This window comes from Dokdonella sp., from assembly GCF_051958935.1.
Classification (GTDB): domain Bacteria; phylum Pseudomonadota; class Gammaproteobacteria; order Xanthomonadales; family Rhodanobacteraceae; genus Dokdonella_A.
Map to the genome: position 1 here is coordinate 24,780 of NZ_JBQCFP010000059.1, position 17,047 is coordinate 41,826.

Below are 17,047 nucleotides of genomic sequence, written 5' to 3' on the forward strand. Positions count from 1 at the left end.
GCCCGTGCAGGGATGCGTCGTCACGCGGAGCCGGAGCCCGCGAGGCGTTCGGCGTAGCGTGCGATGAGGTCGACTTCGATGTTCACCGCGTCGCCGACCACGCGTTCGCCGAACGTCGTCGCCGCGAGCGTATGCGGGATCAGCGTCACGCCGAAATCGGCCTCGCCGGCTGCATTGACGGTTAGGCTCGTGCCGTCGACCGATATCGAACCCTTGACCGCGACATAGCGCGCGAGCGGGCGCGGCAGGCCGAAGCGCCAGCGCTGCGACGCGCCGTCGTCGTCGATGCCGAGCACCTGACCGACGCCGTCGACATGGCCCGAGACGAGATGTCCGCCGAGGCGGTCGGCGAGGCGCAGCGCCTTCTCGAGGTTGACGCCGGCGCCCACCGCGAGCCCGCCGAGCGTCGTGCGTGCGAGCGTTTCGATCGAGACGTCGGCGGCCCAATGCGTGCCGTCGATCGCGACGACCGTGAGGCAGACGCCGGCGACCGCGATGCTGTCGCCGATCGCGACGTCCGAAAGGTCGAGGCGCCCCGCGTCGACGACGAGGCGCGCATCGCCGCCGCGCTCCTCGCGCGAGGCGATGCGTCCGACGGCCTGGATGATTCCGGTGAACACGCGTGCATCTCCCTCGTGGGGCCACCCGCGCGGGCGGCAAGTTGAGGCGACGTCAGGCGTCGGCAGGCCGCAGCAACAGGCGCATGTCGTCGCCGACCATGCGTTGCTCGTGCACGCGCAGGCGCGCGCGATCGCACATGCGCGCGAGCGCCGGCAATGCGAGCAGCGCGCGCGCGTCGTCGCCGAGCAACACGGGCGCGACGTACAGCAGCATTTCGTCGACGAAGCCGGCCGCGAACAAGGCGCCACACAAGGTCGGTCCCGCTTCGACCTGGACTTCGTTCATGCCGCGCGCGGCGAGCAGCGCGAGCACCGCGCCGCGGTCGAGTCCGTCGCCATCGCGATCGAGCGCGACGCGTTCGACCGCGGCGAAGCGATCGTCCCTCGCGTGCGCGCCGGCCGCATGCAGCACCAGGGTCGGTGCGCTGCCGTCGAGAACGTGCGCGCCGCGCGGCGTGCGCAAGGTGGAGTCGAGCACGACGCGCAGCGGCGCGACGGCGCCGACCGGTGCGTCGTCGAGCCGCACGGTAAGGCGCGGGTCGTCGGCGAGCACGGTGCCGCTGCCCGTGAGTAGGGCGGAACTGCGCGCGCGCCAGCGCTGCACGTCGGCGCGCGCCGCGTCGCCGGTGATCCATTTCGACTCGCCGCTCGCGAGTGCGGTGCGGCCGTCGAGGCTCATTGCGAGCTTGAGGCGCAGCCACGGCCGCCGGCGTTCGACGCGCGCGAAAAAGCCGCGGTTGAGTTCACGCGCGGCGTCGCGCATGAGACCGGTTTCGACCGCGACCCCGGCGGCGCGCAGGCGCTCGAGCGCGCCGCCGCCGCGCTGCGACGCATCCTCGGACGCGACCACCACGCGCGCGACGCCCGCATCGATGAGCGCATCGGCGCACGGCGGCGTGCGGCCGTACAGGCCGCACGGTTCGAGCGTCACGTAGGCGGTCGCGCCGCGTGCCTCCGCACCAGCGGCCTCCAGCGCGAGCACTTCCGCGTGTGGCTCGCGCTCACGACGGTGCCAGCCTTCGCCGACGATGGTGTCGCCACGCGCAATCACGCAGCCGACACGCGGGTTCGGCTGGGTCGTCGCGAGGCCATGCGCGGCGAGGCGCAGCGCATGCGCCATCAGCGCGTGGTCGTGCGGTGCGGACACGTCAGCTCTTGGCCTTGCCCGGCTTGGGGTCGCCGAGCAGCGACAGTTGCAGGCCCTCGAGCGAAGGCAGGTCGCGCTCGAGCCGTTCGATTTCCTCGCGGAACGCCTGCACGTCCTCGAAGCTGCGGTAGACGGAAGCGAACCGCACGTAGGCGACGTGGTCGAGCGTCTTCAGCTCGCGCATGACGAGTTCGCCGATGCGCATCGACGGCACTTCGCGTTCGCCGCTGCGGCGCAGGCTCTCGACCACCGCGCGCACGGCGGCATCGACCTGCTCGCTGCCGACCGGGCGCTTCTGCAGCGCGCGCATGAAGCCGGTGCGCAGCTTGCCTTCGTCGAACGCTTCGCGCCGGCCGTCACCCTTGACGACGTTCGGCAGCTTGATTTCGGCGGTTTCGAACGTGTTGAACCGCTCGCCGCAGGCCTCGCATTCGCGCCGGCGGCGGATCGTGCTGCCGTCGTCGGAAACGCGCGAGTCGATCACGCGGGTGTCTTCGTGCTGGCAGAACGGGCAATGCATCAGGCGGCCCACCCGATGCGTGCGCGCCCGGCGGCCGCGTCGACGAACGCGCGCACGAGCGGCGGGCAACGCCCGTCGAGCGCAGCGCGCTCGTGCTGGAACAGGGTCGCGACGAAGAACGGATGGCCGTCGAGTTCGAGTGCGCGCACGTCGCCCGCGTCGTCGAACGCGGCGATGCGCAGCGGCCCGCCCTCGATCGCCGCGCGGAAGGCCGCGCCGAGGCCGTAGCGGCAGTGGTAGGCCTCCTCGATGCGCGCGACGCCATACGCACGCTCGCAGCGCGACCCGGAAACGGGATGCACGGCGTCGCGCACCTCGACCAGCGCGCAGCTGAGCGGCACGATCACCGCGCGCGCGGCATCCGGCGCCGTTTCCGCATGGTCGGCGTCGGCCCAGCCGAGCACGTCGCGCGCGTATTCGACGACCGCGTGCTGGAAACCGCCGCAGGTACCGAGGAACGGCACGCCCGATTCGCGCGCATGGGTGATCGCGCGCAACGCGCCATCCATGTCGCGATACGGGCTCGCCGGGACGCACCAGAGGCCATCGAAGCCGGCCAGCCTTTGCCTGCCGTCGATGGTGTGCGTGCCGACCCATTCGACCTCGAGCACGTGCCCACCGGCCGCACCCGCGAGTGCGAGTGCGCGCGGGATCGCCCGATGCGCGACGACCGCGTCGTCGCGGTCGCCGACCAGGCCGATGCGCAGCGGTCGCATCATCGGGCTCCTCAGCCGTACACCGGGTACTTGCGGCACTGCGCGGTGACCTGCTCGCGCACGCGCGCGATCACGCCGGCGTCACCCGGTGCGTCGAGCACGTCGCAGATCCAGTTGGCGAGGTCGACGCAATCCTGCTCCACGTAGCCGCGCGTGGTCACCGCGGGCGTGCCCACGCGCAGGCCCGAGGTCACGAACGGCGAGCGCGGATCGTTCGGCACCGCGTTCTTGTTGACCGTGATGTGCGCCTCGCCGAGCGCGGCTTCGGCGTCCTTGCCGGTCACGTCGCGGCCGATCAGGTCGATCAGCATGAGATGGTTCTCGGTGCCGCCGGAGACGATCCGGTAGCCGCGCGCGATGAACGCACCGGCCATCGCCTGCGCGTTCTTCACGACCTGGTGCTGGTAGTCCTTGAACGCAGGTTCGAGCGCTTCCTTGAACGCGACCGCCTTGGCCGCGATCACGTGCATGAGAGGACCGCCCTGGATGCCCGGGAACACCACGCTCTGCAGCTTCTTGACGAGGTCTTCCGACGCGTTCTTCGCGACGATGATGCCGCCGCGCGGACCGCGCAGGGTCTTGTGCGTGGTCGAGGTCACCACGTGCGCGTGCGGCAGCGGGCTCGGGTAGACCCCCGCGGCGACGAGGCCGGCGACGTGCGCCATGTCGACGAACAGGTAGGCTCCCACCTTGTCGGCGATGGCGCGGAAGCGGGCCCAGTCGAGCACCTGCGAATAGGCCGAGAAACCGGCGACGACCATCTTCGGCTTGTGCTCGAGTGCGAGCTTCTCGATCTCGTCGTAGTCGACGCGGCCGGTGGCCGGGTCGATGCCGTACTGAACGGCGTTGAAGATCTTGCCGCTGAGGTTGACCTTCGCGCCGTGCGTGAGGTGGCCGCCGTGGGCGAGGCTCATGCCGAGGATCGTGTCGCCCGGGCTCAGCAGCGCGAAGTAGACCGCCTGGTTCGCCTGCGAACCCGAATGCGGCTGCACGTTCGCGTAGTCGGCGTCGAACAGCTGCTTGACGCGCTCGATCGCGAGCGACTCGGCGATGTCGACGTATTCGCAGCCGCCGTAGTAGCGCTTGCCCGGATAGCCCTCGGCGTACTTGTTGGTCAGCACCGAGCCCTGCGCCTCGAGCACGCGCGGGCTCGCGTAGTTCTCCGAGGCGATCAGCTCGACGTGGTCCTCCTGGCGGCGGCGCTCGGCGGCGATCGCCTGGGCGAGTTCGGGATCGAAGCCTTCGATACGGGCATCCTTGGAAAACATCGGCGCGTCACCTGGGCAGGACGAGGGAACCGTTCATTTTACCGGTTTATGCGCGTCGCGGCGGCTTTGCCGGCGCACGGATTTGGCCGTCCGAACGGAAGGCATGACGGGCGCCCCGCCGATCGGCGATAATGCACGGCTATCCCGCAGATTTCACGCCCGGAGCGCCCTCGCGGCCCCGGAGCGTCCACGCCCGGAGTCCAGGCATGCAATACATCTACACGATGATCGGCGTCAGCAAGGTCGTCCCGCCCAAGCGCCAGATCATCAAGGACATTTCCCTGTCGTTCTTCCCGGGCGCGAAGATCGGCCTGCTCGGCCTGAACGGCGCCGGCAAGTCGACGGTGCTGAAGATCATGGCCGGCGTCGACACCGACTTCCAGGGCGAAGCACGCCCGCAGCCGGGCATCAAGGTCGGCTATCTCGCGCAGGAACCGCAGATCGACCCGGGCAAGACCGTGCGCGAAGCCGTCGAGGAAGGCGTGTCGGAAGTGCTCGACGCGCAGAAGCGCCTCGAAGAGGTCTACGCCGCGTACGGCGAGGAAGGCGCCGATTTCGACAAGCTCGCCGCCGAGCAGCAGCGCCTCGAGAACATCCTCGCCGCGTCCGACGCGCATGCGCTCGAGCGCCAGCTCGAGGTCGCCGCCGACGCGCTGCGCCTGCCGCCGTGGGACGCGGTCGTCGGCAAGCTGTCGGGCGGCGAGAAGCGCCGCGTCGCGCTGTGCCGCCTGATGCTGTCCAAGCCCGACATGCTGCTGCTCGACGAGCCGACCAACCACCTCGACGCCGAATCGGTCGAGTGGCTCGAGCACTTCCTCGCCGATTTCCCCGGCACCGTCGTCGCGGTCACCCACGACCGCTATTTCCTCGACAACGCTGCCGAGTGGATCCTCGAGCTCGACCGCGGCCGCGGCATCCCGTGGAAGGGCAACTATTCCTCGTGGCTCGAGCAGAAGGACGAGCGCCTCAAGCAGGAAGAGAACCAGGAAAAGGCGCGCCAGAAGGCGATCCAGCGCGAACTCGAGTGGGCGCGCCAGAACGCCAAGGGTGGCCGCTCCAAGGGCAAGGCGCGCCTCGCGCGCATCGAGGAGCTGCAGTCGGTCGAGTACCAGAAGCGCAACGAGACCAATGAAATCTTCATCCCGCCGGGCGAGCGCCTCGGCAGCTCGGTGATGGAGTTCAGGAACGTCTCGAAGTCGTTCGGCGACCGCCTCCTCATCGACGACCTCAGCTTCATCGTGCCCCCGGGCTCGATCGTCGGCATCATCGGCCCGAACGGCGCCGGCAAGTCGACCCTGTTCAAGATGATCACGGGCCAGGAAAAGCCGGACAAGGGCGAGATCCTCGTCGGACCGACCGTCAACATCGCCTACGTCGACCAGAGCCGCGAGAAGCTCGAAGGCAACCACAACGTGTTCCAGGAAGTGTCCGGCGGCGCCGACATCCTCAACATCAACGGCATCGAGATCCAGTCGCGCGCGTACATCGGTCGCTTCAATTTCAAGGGTCCCGACCAGCAGAAACTCGTCGGCTCGCTGTCCGGCGGTGAACGCGGCCGCCTGCATCTCGCCAAGACCCTGCTGCAGGGTGGCAACGTGCTGCTGCTCGACGAACCGTCGAACGACCTCGACATCGAAACCCTGCGCGCGCTCGAGGACGCCCTGCTCGAGTTCCCGGGCAACGCGTTCGTGATCTCGCACGACCGCTGGTTCCTCGACCGCATCGCCACGCACATCCTCGCCTTCGAAGGCGACTCGCACGTCGAGTTCTTCCAGGGCAACTACCGCGAGTACGAGGAAGACAAGAAGCGCCGCCTCGGCGACGAGGCCGCCCAGCCGCACCGCCTGCGCTACAAGAAACTCGCCTGACGCCATAACGAAAAGCCTGGACCACGAAGCACACCGAGCACACGAAGGAGGCATGATCATTTTCCTTCTCGTTCGTTTCTCCGTGTGCTCGGTGCGCTTCGTGTCGAAGGCTCCTGCTCCTGTCTGTCGAGTAGGATTGCCGTGACGTTCATGCAATCGCTGCGGGCGGCGTGGCGGCGCAACGACTCGCTCGTCTGCGTCGGTCTGGATCCCGAGCCGGCCAAGTTCCCGGCGCGCTTCGCCGGCGATGCCGATGCGGTGTTCGGGTTCTGCCGGGCGATCGTCGATGCGACCGCGGACTTCGTCTGCGCGTTCAAGCCGCAGATCGCACATTTCGCCGCGCTCGGCGCCGAGGATGCGTTGCGTCGGCTCATCGCGCACGTCCACGACGCGCACCCGGGCGTTCCCGTGATCCTCGATGCCAAGCGCGGCGACATCGGTTCGACCGCGCAGAACTACGCGATCGAGGCGTTCGACCGCTACGGCGCCGACGCGATCACGGTCAACCCGTATCTCGGCCACGATTCGCTGCAGCCGTTCCTCGAGCGTGCCGACAAGGGCGTGGTGGTCCTGTGCCGCACGTCGAATCCGGGCGCGGGAGACCTGCAGGACCTCGTCGTCGACGGCCGGCCGCTGTACCAGCACGTCGCGGCCAAGGTCGCGCAGGAGTGGAACGCGAACCGCAACTGCCTGCTCGTCGTGGGTGCGACCTGGCCGCAGCAGCTCGGCGAGGTCCGTGCGATCTCCGGCGACGTGCCCTTCCTCGTGCCCGGCGTCGGCGCGCAGGGTGGCGACGTCGAGGCCGTGGTCGCGAACGGCCGCACCGCGGACGGCACCGGCCTGCTCGTGAGTTCATCGCGCGCGATCCTGTACGCAAGCCGGGGCGACGATTTCGCCGACGCCGCGCGCGATGCCGCCAGCGCCTTGCGCGACGCGATCAACACCTCCCGCAAGGCGTAGGGCGGTACGCGCGGAGCGCGTGCCGCCGTTCGCACACCACGAAGCCTTGCCGCAATCCATGGCGGGACTCGCGCTGCGCGCTCGACCCGCCCTACGCGCTCGACCCGCCCTCCGCGACCGGCCCGCCTTACGTGCTCGACTGCGTCAATCGTCGGCGGGGTCGAGGCCGGGGAACAACACGTCGGTGTAGCCGAACTTCGTGAAATCGACGATGCGTGACGGGTAGAGACGGCCGATCAGGTGGTCGCACTCGTGCTGCACGACACGCGCATGGAAGTACTCGGCGACGCGGTCGATCGGTCCGCCGGCGGCGTCGATGCCGGTGTAGCGGATGCGTTTCCAGCGCGGCACGGCGCCGCGCAGGCCCGGGACCGAAAGGCACCCTTCCCAGCCCTCTTCCTGCTCGTCCGACAAGGGTGTAATCGTCGGATTGAGCAGGATCGTGCGGGGTACCGCGGGCGCGTCCGGATAGCGCTCGCTGCGCTCGAAGCCGAAGATCACGAGCTGGAGGTCGACGCCGATCTGCGGCGCGGCGAGACCCACGCCGCCGGCCGCGCGCATCGTGTCGAACATGTCCGCGATCAGCGCTTCGAGTTCGGCAGCGCCGACCATCTCCGGCGGCACCGGCGGGGCCACGCGCAACAGGCGCGGATCGCCCATCCTGAGGATTTCCCGAATCACCTGCCACCTCCATCCATCAGCGGGAGCCAGAGCCCGGGATTGAAACACGAAGGACACGAAGCGAACGGAAAACGGGCTTGAAGCGCGGGGCATAGGAGAACGCCAATGCGCACTCCCCCTGTTCCTCCGGTGCTCCGTGTGCTCCGTGTTTCAATCTTTACAAGGCTTTTCCTTCGTGGCCTTCGTGTCCTTCCTGTTTCAGGCTTTGCTCCGCTGCTGGCCGGGCGTCGCCCCCCGCGCCACCCCGCCCGCGGCGTGACGGCCGCCGCGCGGTGTGCTTTGATTACGGGTCGCGACCGCTGGCCGTCGCCGATTTGAAGGGGTATCGAATGAGTTCCCAACCCGCCGCGGCCCAGCCCGTCGCGCAGCTCACCGTCCGTGCGGTGATCCTATCCGTCATCCTCGCGGTGATCCTCGCCGCGGCGAACGCCTACCTCGGCCTGTTCGCCGGCCTGACCATCGCGACCGCGATCCCGGCCGCGGTCGTGTCGATGGCGGTGCTGCGCCTGCTCGGCGGCGGCACGATCCTCGAGAACAACATCGTGCAGACCGGCGCCTCGGCCGGCTCGTCGATCGCGGCGGGCGTGATCTTCACGATCCCCGCCTTGGTCATGCTCGGCGCCTGGCAGGACTTCAAGTATTCCTGGGTGCTCGCGATCGCCGGCCTCGGCGGCCTTCTCGGCGTGCTGTTCTCGGTCCCGCTGCGCCGTTCGATGATCATCGAGGAGCCGCTCGCGTTCCCCGAAGGCAAGGCGGCCGCCGAAGTGCTGCGCGCGGGCGAGAACCCGGGTCCCGGCGTGAAGATCCTCGCCGTCGCGGGCGCGATCGGTGCCGTGGTCAAGCTTGCGGCCGAAAGCGGCATGCGCCTCATCCCCGACAACGCGACCTGGTCCGGATTCTTCGGCAAGTTCCTCGGCTACATGGGCACGAACCTGTCGCCTGCGTTGCTCGGCGTCGGTTACATCATCGGCCTCAACGTCAGCATCGTCGTCGTGTCGGGCAGCATCCTGTCCTACAACATAGCGATCCCTCTCTACCACGCGTTTTTCATGAACCACGATCCCGCGCTCGCCGCGCAGCTCGCGGGCGCGAGCGCCGCCGACGCAGCCGCCCTGATCCGCTCGGCGCAGGTGCGCTACCTCGGCGTCGGCGCGATGCTCATCGGCGGCGTCTGGACGCTGTTCTCGCTGCGCAAATCGCTCGTCTCCGGCATCCGGAGCGGCATCGCCGCGGCACGCAAGAGCGGCGGCGCGGTCGTGGTCGCCGAAACCGAACGCGACCTGCCGATGAAGTGGATGCTGATCGCCCTCGTCGCGTTCACCCTGCCGCTGCTCGCGCTGTACCAGGCGATCGTCGGCATGTGGACGGTGAGCGTGCCGATGACGATCATCATGATCGTCGCCGGGTTCCTGTTCGTGTCGGTGTCGGGCTACCTCGCCGGACTCGTCGGTTCGTCGAACAATCCGGTTTCGGGCATCACGATCGCGACGATCCTGTTCGCCTCGGTCGTGCTCATGCTGCTGCTCGGCCACGAATCGAAGATCGGCCCGGTCGCCGCGATCATGATCGGCGCGGTGGTGTGCTGCGCGGCCGCGGTCGGCGGCGACAACCTGCAGGACCTCAAGGCCGGCTACCTCGTCGGCGCGACGCCATGGAAGCAGCAGCTCATGCTGATGATCGGCGCGTTCTCCTGCGCGCTCGTGATGGCACCGGTGCTCAACCTGCTGTCGGCCGCGTACGGCATCGGCCCGAAGACGCCCGATCATCCGAACTCGCTCGAAGCGCCGCAGGCGATGCTCATGAAGTCGGTCGCCGAGGGGCTGTTCGGCGGCCACCTGCCGTGGGACATGATCGGCATCGGCGCGCTCATCGGCGCGGCGATCATCGCGCTCGACGAGTGGCTCAAGCGTCGCGGCTCGCATTTCCGCGTGCCCGTGCTCGGCGCCGCGATCGGCATCTACCTGCCGATCGAACTCATGGTGCCGATCTTCCTCGGCGGCCTGATCTCGTGGTTCGTCGAACGTGCGCATGGCGTGCACCCGCACGACGAAGCCGAGCGCGATCGCGTGCATCGCCCGGGCACCCTGTTCTCGGCCGGTCTCATCACCGGCGAGGCGCTCATGGGCATCCTCATCGCGATCCCGATCGTCGTGTCGAGCCGTGCGGACGTGCTCGCCGCGCCCGAGGCCCTGCACTTCAACAAGTACGTCGGCCTCGTCGTGCTCGCGTTCGTCGGCTGGCTGCTCTACCGCAGCGCGGCGAAGAAGTCCGCCTGATCGCTCATCGTGCTGCGCGGCGCCGGCCGCGCAGCGCGAGCAGCGGCGCCTGCAGCGCGAAATGCGCCCAAATGCCCGCGAAGACGACCGCGCGCAGCAGCGGATTCCGGGCGGCCGGGTCGAACTTCGTGAAGTAGCGCCACAGGCTGCGGTGCTTGTGTCGCGCAACGAACAACGGGCGTGAGCGGCTCGATGCGCCCTGCGCATGCGCGACGCGGATGCGCGGATCGATCGCGACGCGCCACCCCCCGTCGCGTACGCGCCGGCACAGGTCGAGGTCTTCAGCGTGCAGGAAATAGCCTTCGTCGAAACCGCCGATGCGCTCGAACGCGGCGCGCGGCAGCACCAGGCAGGCGCCGGACACGGCTTCGACCGTTTCCATCCCTTCGCCTGCGGCCGGTGGCATTTCCACGCCCTGCAGCGCGGGCCAGCGCGATTCGAGGCGCGCGAGGCCGGCGAGCGAGCACAGCGCCCGGCGCAAGGTCGGTTCGCGGCGGCGATTCCCGCGCGCCGGCGCACCGTCCGGATCGGTGACCTGGACACCGAGCAGGCCGATCTCCGGATCCGACGCGAGCGTCGCGCGCAACGCCGCGCAGAGATCGCGCCGCACGATGCAGTCGGGGTTGAGGAACACGAACACGTCGCCGCGTGCGACGGCCGCGCCGCGGTTGCATGCGGGGCCGAAGCCGAGATTGGACTGATTGCGCAGCACGCGCAGCCTGGGATCGTGCGCGTGCACGGCGAGCACGCGCTCGACGCTGCCGTCACCGGAGGCATTGTCGACGAGCACGAGCTCGAGGGCATCCCGGGCGGCGAGCACCGACTCGATGCAATCGCCGAGCAGCGGGCCGCTGTCGGCGGCGACGACGACGATGCTCGTGAGGTCGCTGCCGGTCGCGGTCACGACGCAATCAGACCGCGCCGAGCAGACGCTCGCCCTGTTCGCGCGCGTAGTTCCACAGCGCTGGCCATGCCTCGAAGAAGCCGGCGAGCTCGCTGGTTTCGGCACGCAGGCGCTCCGCGCAGCCGGCGCCGTCGATGTTCTCGGGCCAGTCGGCGAGGCGCGGTACGCCGGGCGTGATCAGGCTGCGGCCGTTCGCCTCGATGATCGAGCGCACGTCGGCCTGCCAGTAGATCGGCGCATCCGGCGCGTTGTCGTACTGCCCCTGCAAACGCTCGATGAGGTCGGCGCGCGCATAGGCGAGGTATTCCTGCAGCTGGCGCACACGTCCCTGCTCGCTCGCGCCGGCGACGTCGCGCAGGTGGGCGGCGAGCAGGCCGAGGCGCTGTGCCGGGTCGTCGGCGCTGAACTCGGGCAGGCGCGTGCGGATGAAATCCGCGACGAAATAGTTGAAGCGCGGCGTGTGCGCCGCGAGGGTGACGGACGAGCGGCGGCGCTGGGTTTCCTGCACGTGGCCGACCGCGACCGGCAGCTCGAACATCAAAGCGCCCGTGTGGCACAGCTCGGTCACGCGTGAGAACAGCGCGTCCTCGCCGCGACCGAGCGGGTTCGTGCACGGAAGCATCACGCTGTTGTCGAGCGCGAACGGCGTGAACGTCGCCACGCCGGTCGCGCGCGCCTGCCGGTAGCCGTACCAGATGCTGCCGACCTCGACGTTGCGCAGGTAGCTGTCGCGGTCACGCGTGAACTCGGCGCGGTCTTCCGCCGAAAGGTGATAGAGCCATTGGCCCGACTCCGATCGCGAACTGCCGTATGCGCCGTGATGGGTCGCGAGCACGGGCGCATCACCGTGCAGGTGATCGAGGCGGCTCAGGGTGAGCCCACGCAACGCCTGCGGGTCGATCGCGTAGCGCTGGCGCCCGACCGCGGCGCCGAGCGGATGGCCCGCCACCGCGAGATGCAGTTCGAACGGGTCTTCGTCGACTTCCTCGCCCGCGCCGAGTGCGTTCTCGATGTTGCGATAGAAGCGCGTCGTGGCCGTACCGGCGGGATTCGGATCGAGCCCGTCGCGTGCATCCTCGAGCCGGCGCAGCGGCAGGCGATGGTCGTCGTCGAGCAGCACGGCGCGTGCGCCGGCCGACAGCAGCAATGCGAGATTCCAGCCGCGGCCGCCTCCGAAGCGGCCACGCTCGCCGGCGCCGACCAGCGCCGGCAGGTGCGCTGCCGCCTGGGGCACGGCGCGTGCGAGCTTCTCGATCAGGCGCTCGCGTTCGGCCGACCCGATGTAAGTGAGCTTGCAGCCGGTCGCGCGCGCGAATTCACGCAGCAGATCGCGATGACGATTCGCCGCGTCGCGCGAGGTGGAATCGTCGATCAGCACGTAGTGGCGGTTCGCGCGGTGTCGGCGCTCGTTGTCGGCCAGGGACGCGAGCAGGTGGGCCGCCTGGTCCGGGCGATCGCATGCGCGGATGAACACCGCGCGCAGCGGCGCCGGCTCCCGATCCACGGCGGCGCCCGCGCGTTCGAGGAAGCTGCGGTCCGACACGAGCAGGCGGCGCTTGATCAGGCTGTCCAGCACGCGGGCAACGTCGTCGCGCTGCACGTTGAGGCCGGGAACGGTCGCGAGGATGCGCGAGACGTGCTCGTCGAGCGAGCGGAACTCGCGCACCTGGTCGAGCGCCTGCAGTACCTGGAAGGTCATCACGTGCGTTTCGCCGCTGCGCTTGACCTGGAAGATGCATTCGTTGTTGGACAGCGAGGCGACGACGCCGTCCTCGGACGCGTACAGCGGCGCTGCCGGGTCGACACGCGCCGGCGCGGGAGCCGCGGTGGTCGCCGCGCCATAGTTGATCTGGTAGTTGAAATGGCTGCTCATGATTCGTCGTTTCGTCGCCACCAGCGCCAGCTGTTTCTCGGTGCAGGCCGAGCCTGCGCGCGCAGTCGCTCGAGCTCGGCTTCGAGTTCGGCGATGCGCCCGCCGGCGCTGATGTTCTTGCGGATTTCGTGATTGTAGTGCGCGTAGACGGACTCGCCGCCGTCGCCGAACAGCGACAGTGCGGGGGCATCGGCCGGCAGCGCCCTCCGGCTGCACAACGCGACGAAATAGAGCGGCGCATAGGCAAGGCCGCTCTCGACCTGTTCCGCGCGCCCGTCGGCCGTCAGCGTCTCGCAGTTGGCCGTCGGCGCGCCGTCGAGCGACCACAGCGCGGACTGGAACAGCAGTTTCTGGCCGTACAGGCGCACATGCGGGAAATGCGGTCGCAGCAATGCGATCAATTCCTCGCGATACAGTTCCCGTACGTGGAATTCGTTGCGGAAGCCCGCCTGCTCGCTGTAGGTGCGCTTGTCCGGCGAGGAAATGAGCAGCAGGCCGTCTTCGGCGAGGACGCGCGCGAAGCCTTCGAGCAGCGCTTCCTGGGCGGCGAGATGCTCGAGCGTCTCGAAGGAGACGACGAGGTCGAACGAAGCGTCGGCGAATGGCAGCGCGGTGGCGTCGCCCTGCTCGTAACGCAGGCGGGGCCGATCGCCGTAGCGGGCGCGCGCATGGGCGACGGACGCCGCGTCGATGTCCACCCCCACGACCTCGGCCGCCGTCGAGGCGAGCAGCGCCGATCCGTAGCCCTCGCCGCAGGCGGCGTCGAGCACGCGCCGGCCAGCGGCGAATCGGCGCGCGAATGCATAACGGTGCCAGTGCTCGTACCAGATCTCGCGCACGCACTCGGGCGTGAATCGCTCTCCGGTGAACGGCAGCGCGGAATCGTCACTCACGCGGCGAACCCTCGTGGCCCGGATCGATCCAGCGATGCGCGAGGCGCACCAGGCCGAATTCGCGCGTCGCGCCGCGGATCGTCAACGAGCGTTCCATCGTGTCGAACACGCGTACACCTTCGGGGTCCAGCGGATGGACGCGTACGGTATAGCTGCCCGGCAGCAGGGGCAATGCGTCGAAGCGCAGGACGCAGGCATATTCGTCCAGGCCGGTGCGATGCGGCGCGAGGCCGTCCATGTCGGTGCTGACGCCGTAGACTGGCGTGCCGTCCGCGCGCGCGACACCTATGGCGACGCACGGAACGCGGCCTTCGCGCGAGCGGATGCGGCAACGGACCTCGAGCGCGGCCCCGCCGTCCTGCAGCAGCGGCTGCTCGCCCTCCTCGCCGTTGAGGCTCATGCCGAGCACGCTGAATTCGATATTGAGCCGGTCGCTCGCCGAAGGCGCCGCCTGTGGTGCCGATTTGCGCTCGTGCCAGGCGAGGTAGGCCTGCGTCACGTCGAAGACGTCGCCCGCCATGGCGACTTCGCCGCCGCGCAGCCAGCAGGCATGCCGGCACAGCTTCTGCACGTGGTACATGCTGTGCGACACGAGGATCAGCGTGCCGCCGCCCTCGAGGTAATCCTGCATCCAACGCACGCACTTCTTCTGGAACGACTCGTCGCCGACCGCGAGCACTTCATCCGTCACGAGCAGGTCGGGCTTGAGCGAGGCAATTACCGCGAAACCGAGGCGCACGACCATGCCCGACGAGTAGTGCTTGACCGGTTCGTCGATGTAGTCGCCGATGTCGGCGAAGGCGATGATCTCCGGCAAGCGGCGACGCAGCTCGGCGCCGTCGAGGCCATGCAGCGCAGCGGCCATCACGATGTTGTCGCGCCCGCTGTACTCGGGATGGAAGCCGGCGCCGAGTTCGAGCAGCGCGCCGACCTGTCCGCGCACGCGCACCGTTCCCGTGCTCGGCGTCAGCACGCCCGTGATGAGCTTGAGCAGGGTCGACTTGCCGGCCCCGTTGGCGCCGATCAGGCCGAGCGATTCGCCGCGCCGCACCTCGAGGTCGACGTCGCGCAGCACGCTGATGCGGTCGGCGTCGGAGCCGGTGAAGAGCAAACGGCTGAGGGCGCGCAGCCGGTCGCCGCTGCGATGCACCTTCGGATAGGCCTTGCCGAGACCGCGCGCTTCGACGAGCAGGTCGCTCACAGGAAGTCCTCGAAGTGCGGATCGAGGCGGTGGAACAGCCAGCGTCCGAACGCCAGCGCCGCCACGGCGACCACGAGCATGATCCCGAGGTGCGCCCAGTCGAGCGAGCCGTGGCCGAGCAGCAATGCGCGGAACGCATCGGCGTAGTACGTGAAGGGATTGAGATCGAGCAGGCCCTGCACGCCCGCCGGCAGCGAAGCGCGATCGTAGAAGATCGGTGCGCCGAACATGAGCAGCGGAAGGATCTGGCCGAGCAGTTGCACGAGGTCGCGCACGAAGACCTGGATGGCGGCGCACGCGAAGGCGATGCCCAGCGCGAGCGCGAACAGCGGCAGGTACAGCGCAAGCGCCGGCGCGAGCAGCCACAGGTTCACCGGCTGTCCGGCGAGGCGCATCACGAGCAGGATCGCGCAGAAGCCCATCGCGTGCACGACGAAACTCGTGCCGGCGACCGCGACGACGAGGACTTCGCGCGGCAGCGCGACCTTGCCGATCAGCGCGGCATTGTCCTGGATTGCCGTGGTCGAACGCAGGATCGCTTCCGAAAACGCGGTCCACGGCCACAGCGCAGTGACGAGGAACGGGACGTAGCCGGGCGCGTCGGCGCCGGGGATGCGCGCCTTGAACACATGCACGAACACGAACGCGTACACCGCGAGCTGCAGTAGCGGCTGGAACAGGGTCCACAGCGCGCCCGACAGGCTTCCGGCGAAGCGGTTGGCCAGTTCGCGCCGTGCGAAGCGCAGGATCAGCGGGAGCGGGAGCGCGGACAAGCGCAGGTCACGCCCACGCAGCGTTGTCGCACGTGCGCGCCGGCCAAGGGCGCGCGCTCACGGCTTGGATGCCGGCGCGGCGCCCTTCGTCTTGGCAGCCTTCGCCTTGTCGTTCGTCGCCGCCGCAGGAGCAGGGCTTTCCGGTGGCGCATCCATCTTGTAGCGCGTGCGCAGCGCGGCCACGTAAGCGGGGTTCGCATCGAGCGGGTTGTTGCGCAGCGTGTCCAGATGGTTGCGCACGGTCTTCTCGATGTACTCGCTCTTGAGCGCCGCGATCACGTCTTCGCGCACGCTTTCGAACGGCTGCCGCTGCGCCTGCTCGCGCTGGACCAACTGCAGGACGTGGTAGCCGAATTCCGTCTTGACCAGCGGCGACACCGCGCCCGGCGTCTGCAGCGCGCGTGCGGCGGCGCGGAATGTTTCGTCGTAAGCCATGCTGTCCGCGTGCTTCACGAGGCCGTGGTCGCGCGACTTGCCCGGGTCGTCGGAGTACTTTTCGACCAGTGCGTCGAACTGCGCCGGGTCGGCATGCGCTTCGGCGGCCGCCTTCTCGGCGAGAGCCTTGGCGTCGTCGTCGCTGCGTATGCCGGTGGAGACGAGGATCTGCTTGACGTCGAAGACGCCGCCGACAGCGTACTTTTCCGGATACGCGATGTATCGCTCGTGCGCGAGTTCGCTGAAATCGGGGATGACCAGTTCGTCGCGGAAACGGCGGACCTCGGCCGCGGCGAGCACCGCGTCGGTGACGCCGGCTTTCGACGCGAGCACGTCCGGGTCCTTGTCCAGCCCGCGCTTGCGGGCGTCCGCCGCGAGCTGGCGCTGGAGCAGCATGTTCGTGATCAGCGACTGGATGCGCTGCGGGCTGTCGAAGAAATGCGATCGGTCGAGCGCAGGCATCGGCTCGGCGAATGCGTCGATGTCGCCGAACGTGACCTTGGCGCCGCCCTGGCTCGCGATCACTTCATTGGCATCGGCCCGTGCGGAATCGGCGCGAGCCGAAGCCGGCACGAACAGCAGCGCGCCTGCCTGGAAGGCCACGGCCACCGCGAATCGCACGAAATTGCTCATCGAAACTCCAGAGAATTGATCGGAAACGGTAGGTATCCGGGCCACAGGGTCGCCGCCCGCGCCGCGATCCCCTCGGACCACTGATCGCCCACAGGGTTCACGTCGTTCCGAGGGCCGGACACGACAACGGAAGCGATCGACGCTTCCGTTGCCTTACCGATTCGAGCCGCGGGGGTGCGCTCCAGCGCCCCCCCCGGCGACGTGCGTCAGGGGGGGTGGTTTCTCAGCACGGGGTCTTTGGAGGATTTTCCGCTGCAGTCGCGGCTGGTCTGGGCCCGG

General features: G+C 69.0%; 15 protein-coding genes. 3 read left to right on the forward strand and 12 right to left on the reverse strand.

Annotated elements, in window-relative coordinates:
• Window positions 1-20 precede the first annotated feature (20 nt).
• Genes ACTHK2_RS05665 through glyA form a run of 5 tightly spaced genes read right to left on the reverse strand, consistent with a single transcriptional unit; the run spans window position 21 to window position 4,271 of the window.
• Window positions 21-620: a riboflavin synthase gene (locus ACTHK2_RS05665; RefSeq protein WP_440244725.1), complete on the reverse strand. Its 600-nt coding sequence runs from the start codon at window positions 618-620 to the stop codon at window positions 21-23.
• 52 nt (window positions 621-672) lie between these two features.
• On the reverse strand, window positions 673-1,740 hold the full coding sequence (ribD, locus tag ACTHK2_RS05670; protein WP_440244740.1) for a bifunctional diaminohydroxyphosphoribosylaminopyrimidine deaminase/5-amino-6-(5-phosphoribosylamino)uracil reductase RibD: 1,068 nt from the start codon (window positions 1,738-1,740) through the stop codon (window positions 673-675).
• Window positions 1,741-1,768: 28 nt separating this feature from the next.
• Window positions 1,769-2,287 carry a transcriptional regulator NrdR gene (gene nrdR / locus ACTHK2_RS05675; protein WP_131991855.1) on the reverse strand — a complete coding sequence of 173 codons (519 nt, stop codon included), beginning with the start codon at window positions 2,285-2,287 and terminating at the stop codon, window positions 1,769-1,771.
• Window positions 2,287-3,006: a CTP synthase C-terminal region-related (seleno)protein gene (locus tag ACTHK2_RS05680; protein WP_440244726.1), complete on the reverse strand. Its 720-nt coding sequence runs from the start codon at window positions 3,004-3,006 to the stop codon at window positions 2,287-2,289. Before ACTHK2_RS05680 ends, nrdR begins: the two co-directional genes overlap by 1 nt.
• Before the next feature lie 8 nt (window positions 3,007-3,014).
• Window positions 3,015-4,271, reverse strand: a complete 1,257-nt coding sequence (gene glyA / locus ACTHK2_RS05685) for a serine hydroxymethyltransferase (protein ID WP_440244727.1) — start codon at window positions 4,269-4,271, stop codon at window positions 3,015-3,017.
• 206 nt (window positions 4,272-4,477) lie between these two features.
• Here glyA and ettA point away from each other — a divergent pair, with 206 nt between their 5' ends.
• Entirely contained in the window at window positions 4,478-6,139 is a 1,662-nt protein-coding gene (ettA, locus tag ACTHK2_RS05690) for an energy-dependent translational throttle protein EttA (protein ID WP_440244728.1), read from the forward strand.
• A 141-nt stretch (window positions 6,140-6,280) separates the two neighbouring features.
• A complete protein-coding gene (gene pyrF, locus ACTHK2_RS05695) occupies window positions 6,281-7,099 on the forward strand; it encodes an orotidine-5'-phosphate decarboxylase (RefSeq protein WP_440244729.1) in 819 nt (272 codons plus the stop codon).
• A 144-nt stretch (window positions 7,100-7,243) separates the two neighbouring features.
• Here pyrF and def read toward each other — a convergent pair whose 3' ends face one another.
• Window positions 7,244-7,780 (reverse strand): peptide deformylase, encoded by a 537-nt coding sequence (gene def, locus ACTHK2_RS05700; RefSeq protein WP_440244730.1) that lies wholly within the window; start codon window positions 7,778-7,780, stop codon window positions 7,244-7,246.
• Window positions 7,781-8,109: 329 nt separating this feature from the next.
• Between def and ACTHK2_RS05705 the strand changes: the two genes are divergently transcribed.
• Window positions 8,110-10,056, forward strand: a complete 1,947-nt coding sequence (locus ACTHK2_RS05705) for an OPT family oligopeptide transporter (protein WP_440244731.1) — start codon at window positions 8,110-8,112, stop codon at window positions 10,054-10,056.
• A gap of 4 nt (window positions 10,057-10,060) precedes the next feature.
• On the opposite strand, the gene ACTHK2_RS05710 is transcribed toward ACTHK2_RS05705, so the two are convergent.
• From ACTHK2_RS05710 to ACTHK2_RS05735, 6 genes are read right to left on the reverse strand one after another with little or no spacing between them, the layout of a single operon-like run.
• Window positions 10,061-10,960: a glycosyltransferase family 2 protein gene (locus ACTHK2_RS05710; RefSeq protein ID WP_440244732.1), complete on the reverse strand. Its 900-nt coding sequence runs from the start codon at window positions 10,958-10,960 to the stop codon at window positions 10,061-10,063.
• A 7-nt stretch (window positions 10,961-10,967) separates the two neighbouring features.
• Complete coding sequence (locus tag ACTHK2_RS05715) at window positions 10,968-12,833, reverse strand: hypothetical protein (protein ID WP_440244733.1); 1,866 nt, start codon at window positions 12,831-12,833, stop codon at window positions 10,968-10,970.
• Window positions 12,830-13,726 carry a class I SAM-dependent methyltransferase gene (locus tag ACTHK2_RS05720; protein ID WP_440244734.1) on the reverse strand — a complete coding sequence of 299 codons (897 nt, stop codon included), beginning with the start codon at window positions 13,724-13,726 and terminating at the stop codon, window positions 12,830-12,832. The genes ACTHK2_RS05715 and ACTHK2_RS05720 overlap by 4 nt, the downstream gene beginning before the upstream one ends.
• Window positions 13,719-14,927 (reverse strand): ABC transporter ATP-binding protein, encoded by a 1,209-nt coding sequence (locus ACTHK2_RS05725; protein WP_440244735.1) that lies wholly within the window; start codon window positions 14,925-14,927, stop codon window positions 13,719-13,721. Before ACTHK2_RS05725 ends, ACTHK2_RS05720 begins: the two co-directional genes overlap by 8 nt.
• On the reverse strand, window positions 14,924-15,700 hold the full coding sequence (locus tag ACTHK2_RS05730) for an ABC transporter permease (RefSeq protein WP_440244736.1): 777 nt from the start codon (window positions 15,698-15,700) through the stop codon (window positions 14,924-14,926). The genes ACTHK2_RS05725 and ACTHK2_RS05730 overlap by 4 nt, the downstream gene beginning before the upstream one ends.
• A 57-nt stretch (window positions 15,701-15,757) precedes the next feature.
• Entirely contained in the window at window positions 15,758-16,768 is a 1,011-nt protein-coding gene (locus tag ACTHK2_RS05735) for a peptidylprolyl isomerase (RefSeq protein ID WP_440244737.1), read from the reverse strand.
• Window positions 16,769-17,047: the final 279 nt, after the last annotated feature.

Bases quoted from the DNA above. Each gene is read 5' to 3' on its own strand.
- ribD (WP_440244740.1), bottom strand. From the start codon at position 1,740: ATGGCGCATGCGCTGCGCCTCGCCGCGCATGGCCTCGCGACGACCCAG.
- nrdR (WP_131991855.1), bottom strand. From the start codon at position 2,287: ATGCATTGCCCGTTCTGCCAGCACGAAGACACCCGCGTGATCGACTCG.
- ACTHK2_RS05680 (WP_440244726.1), bottom strand. From the start codon at position 3,006: ATGATGCGACCGCTGCGCATCGGCCTGGTCGGCGACCGCGACGACGCG.
- glyA (WP_440244727.1), bottom strand. From the start codon at position 4,271: ATGTTTTCCAAGGATGCCCGTATCGAAGGCTTCGATCCCGAACTCGCC.
- ettA (WP_440244728.1), top strand. From the start codon at position 4,478: ATGCAATACATCTACACGATGATCGGCGTCAGCAAGGTCGTCCCGCCC.
- ACTHK2_RS05705 (WP_440244731.1), top strand. From the start codon at position 8,110: ATGAGTTCCCAACCCGCCGCGGCCCAGCCCGTCGCGCAGCTCACCGTC.
- ACTHK2_RS05715 (WP_440244733.1), bottom strand. From the start codon at position 12,833: ATGAGCAGCCATTTCAACTACCAGATCAACTATGGCGCGGCGACCACC.
- ACTHK2_RS05735 (WP_440244737.1), bottom strand. From the start codon at position 16,768: ATGAGCAATTTCGTGCGATTCGCGGTGGCCGTGGCCTTCCAGGCAGGC.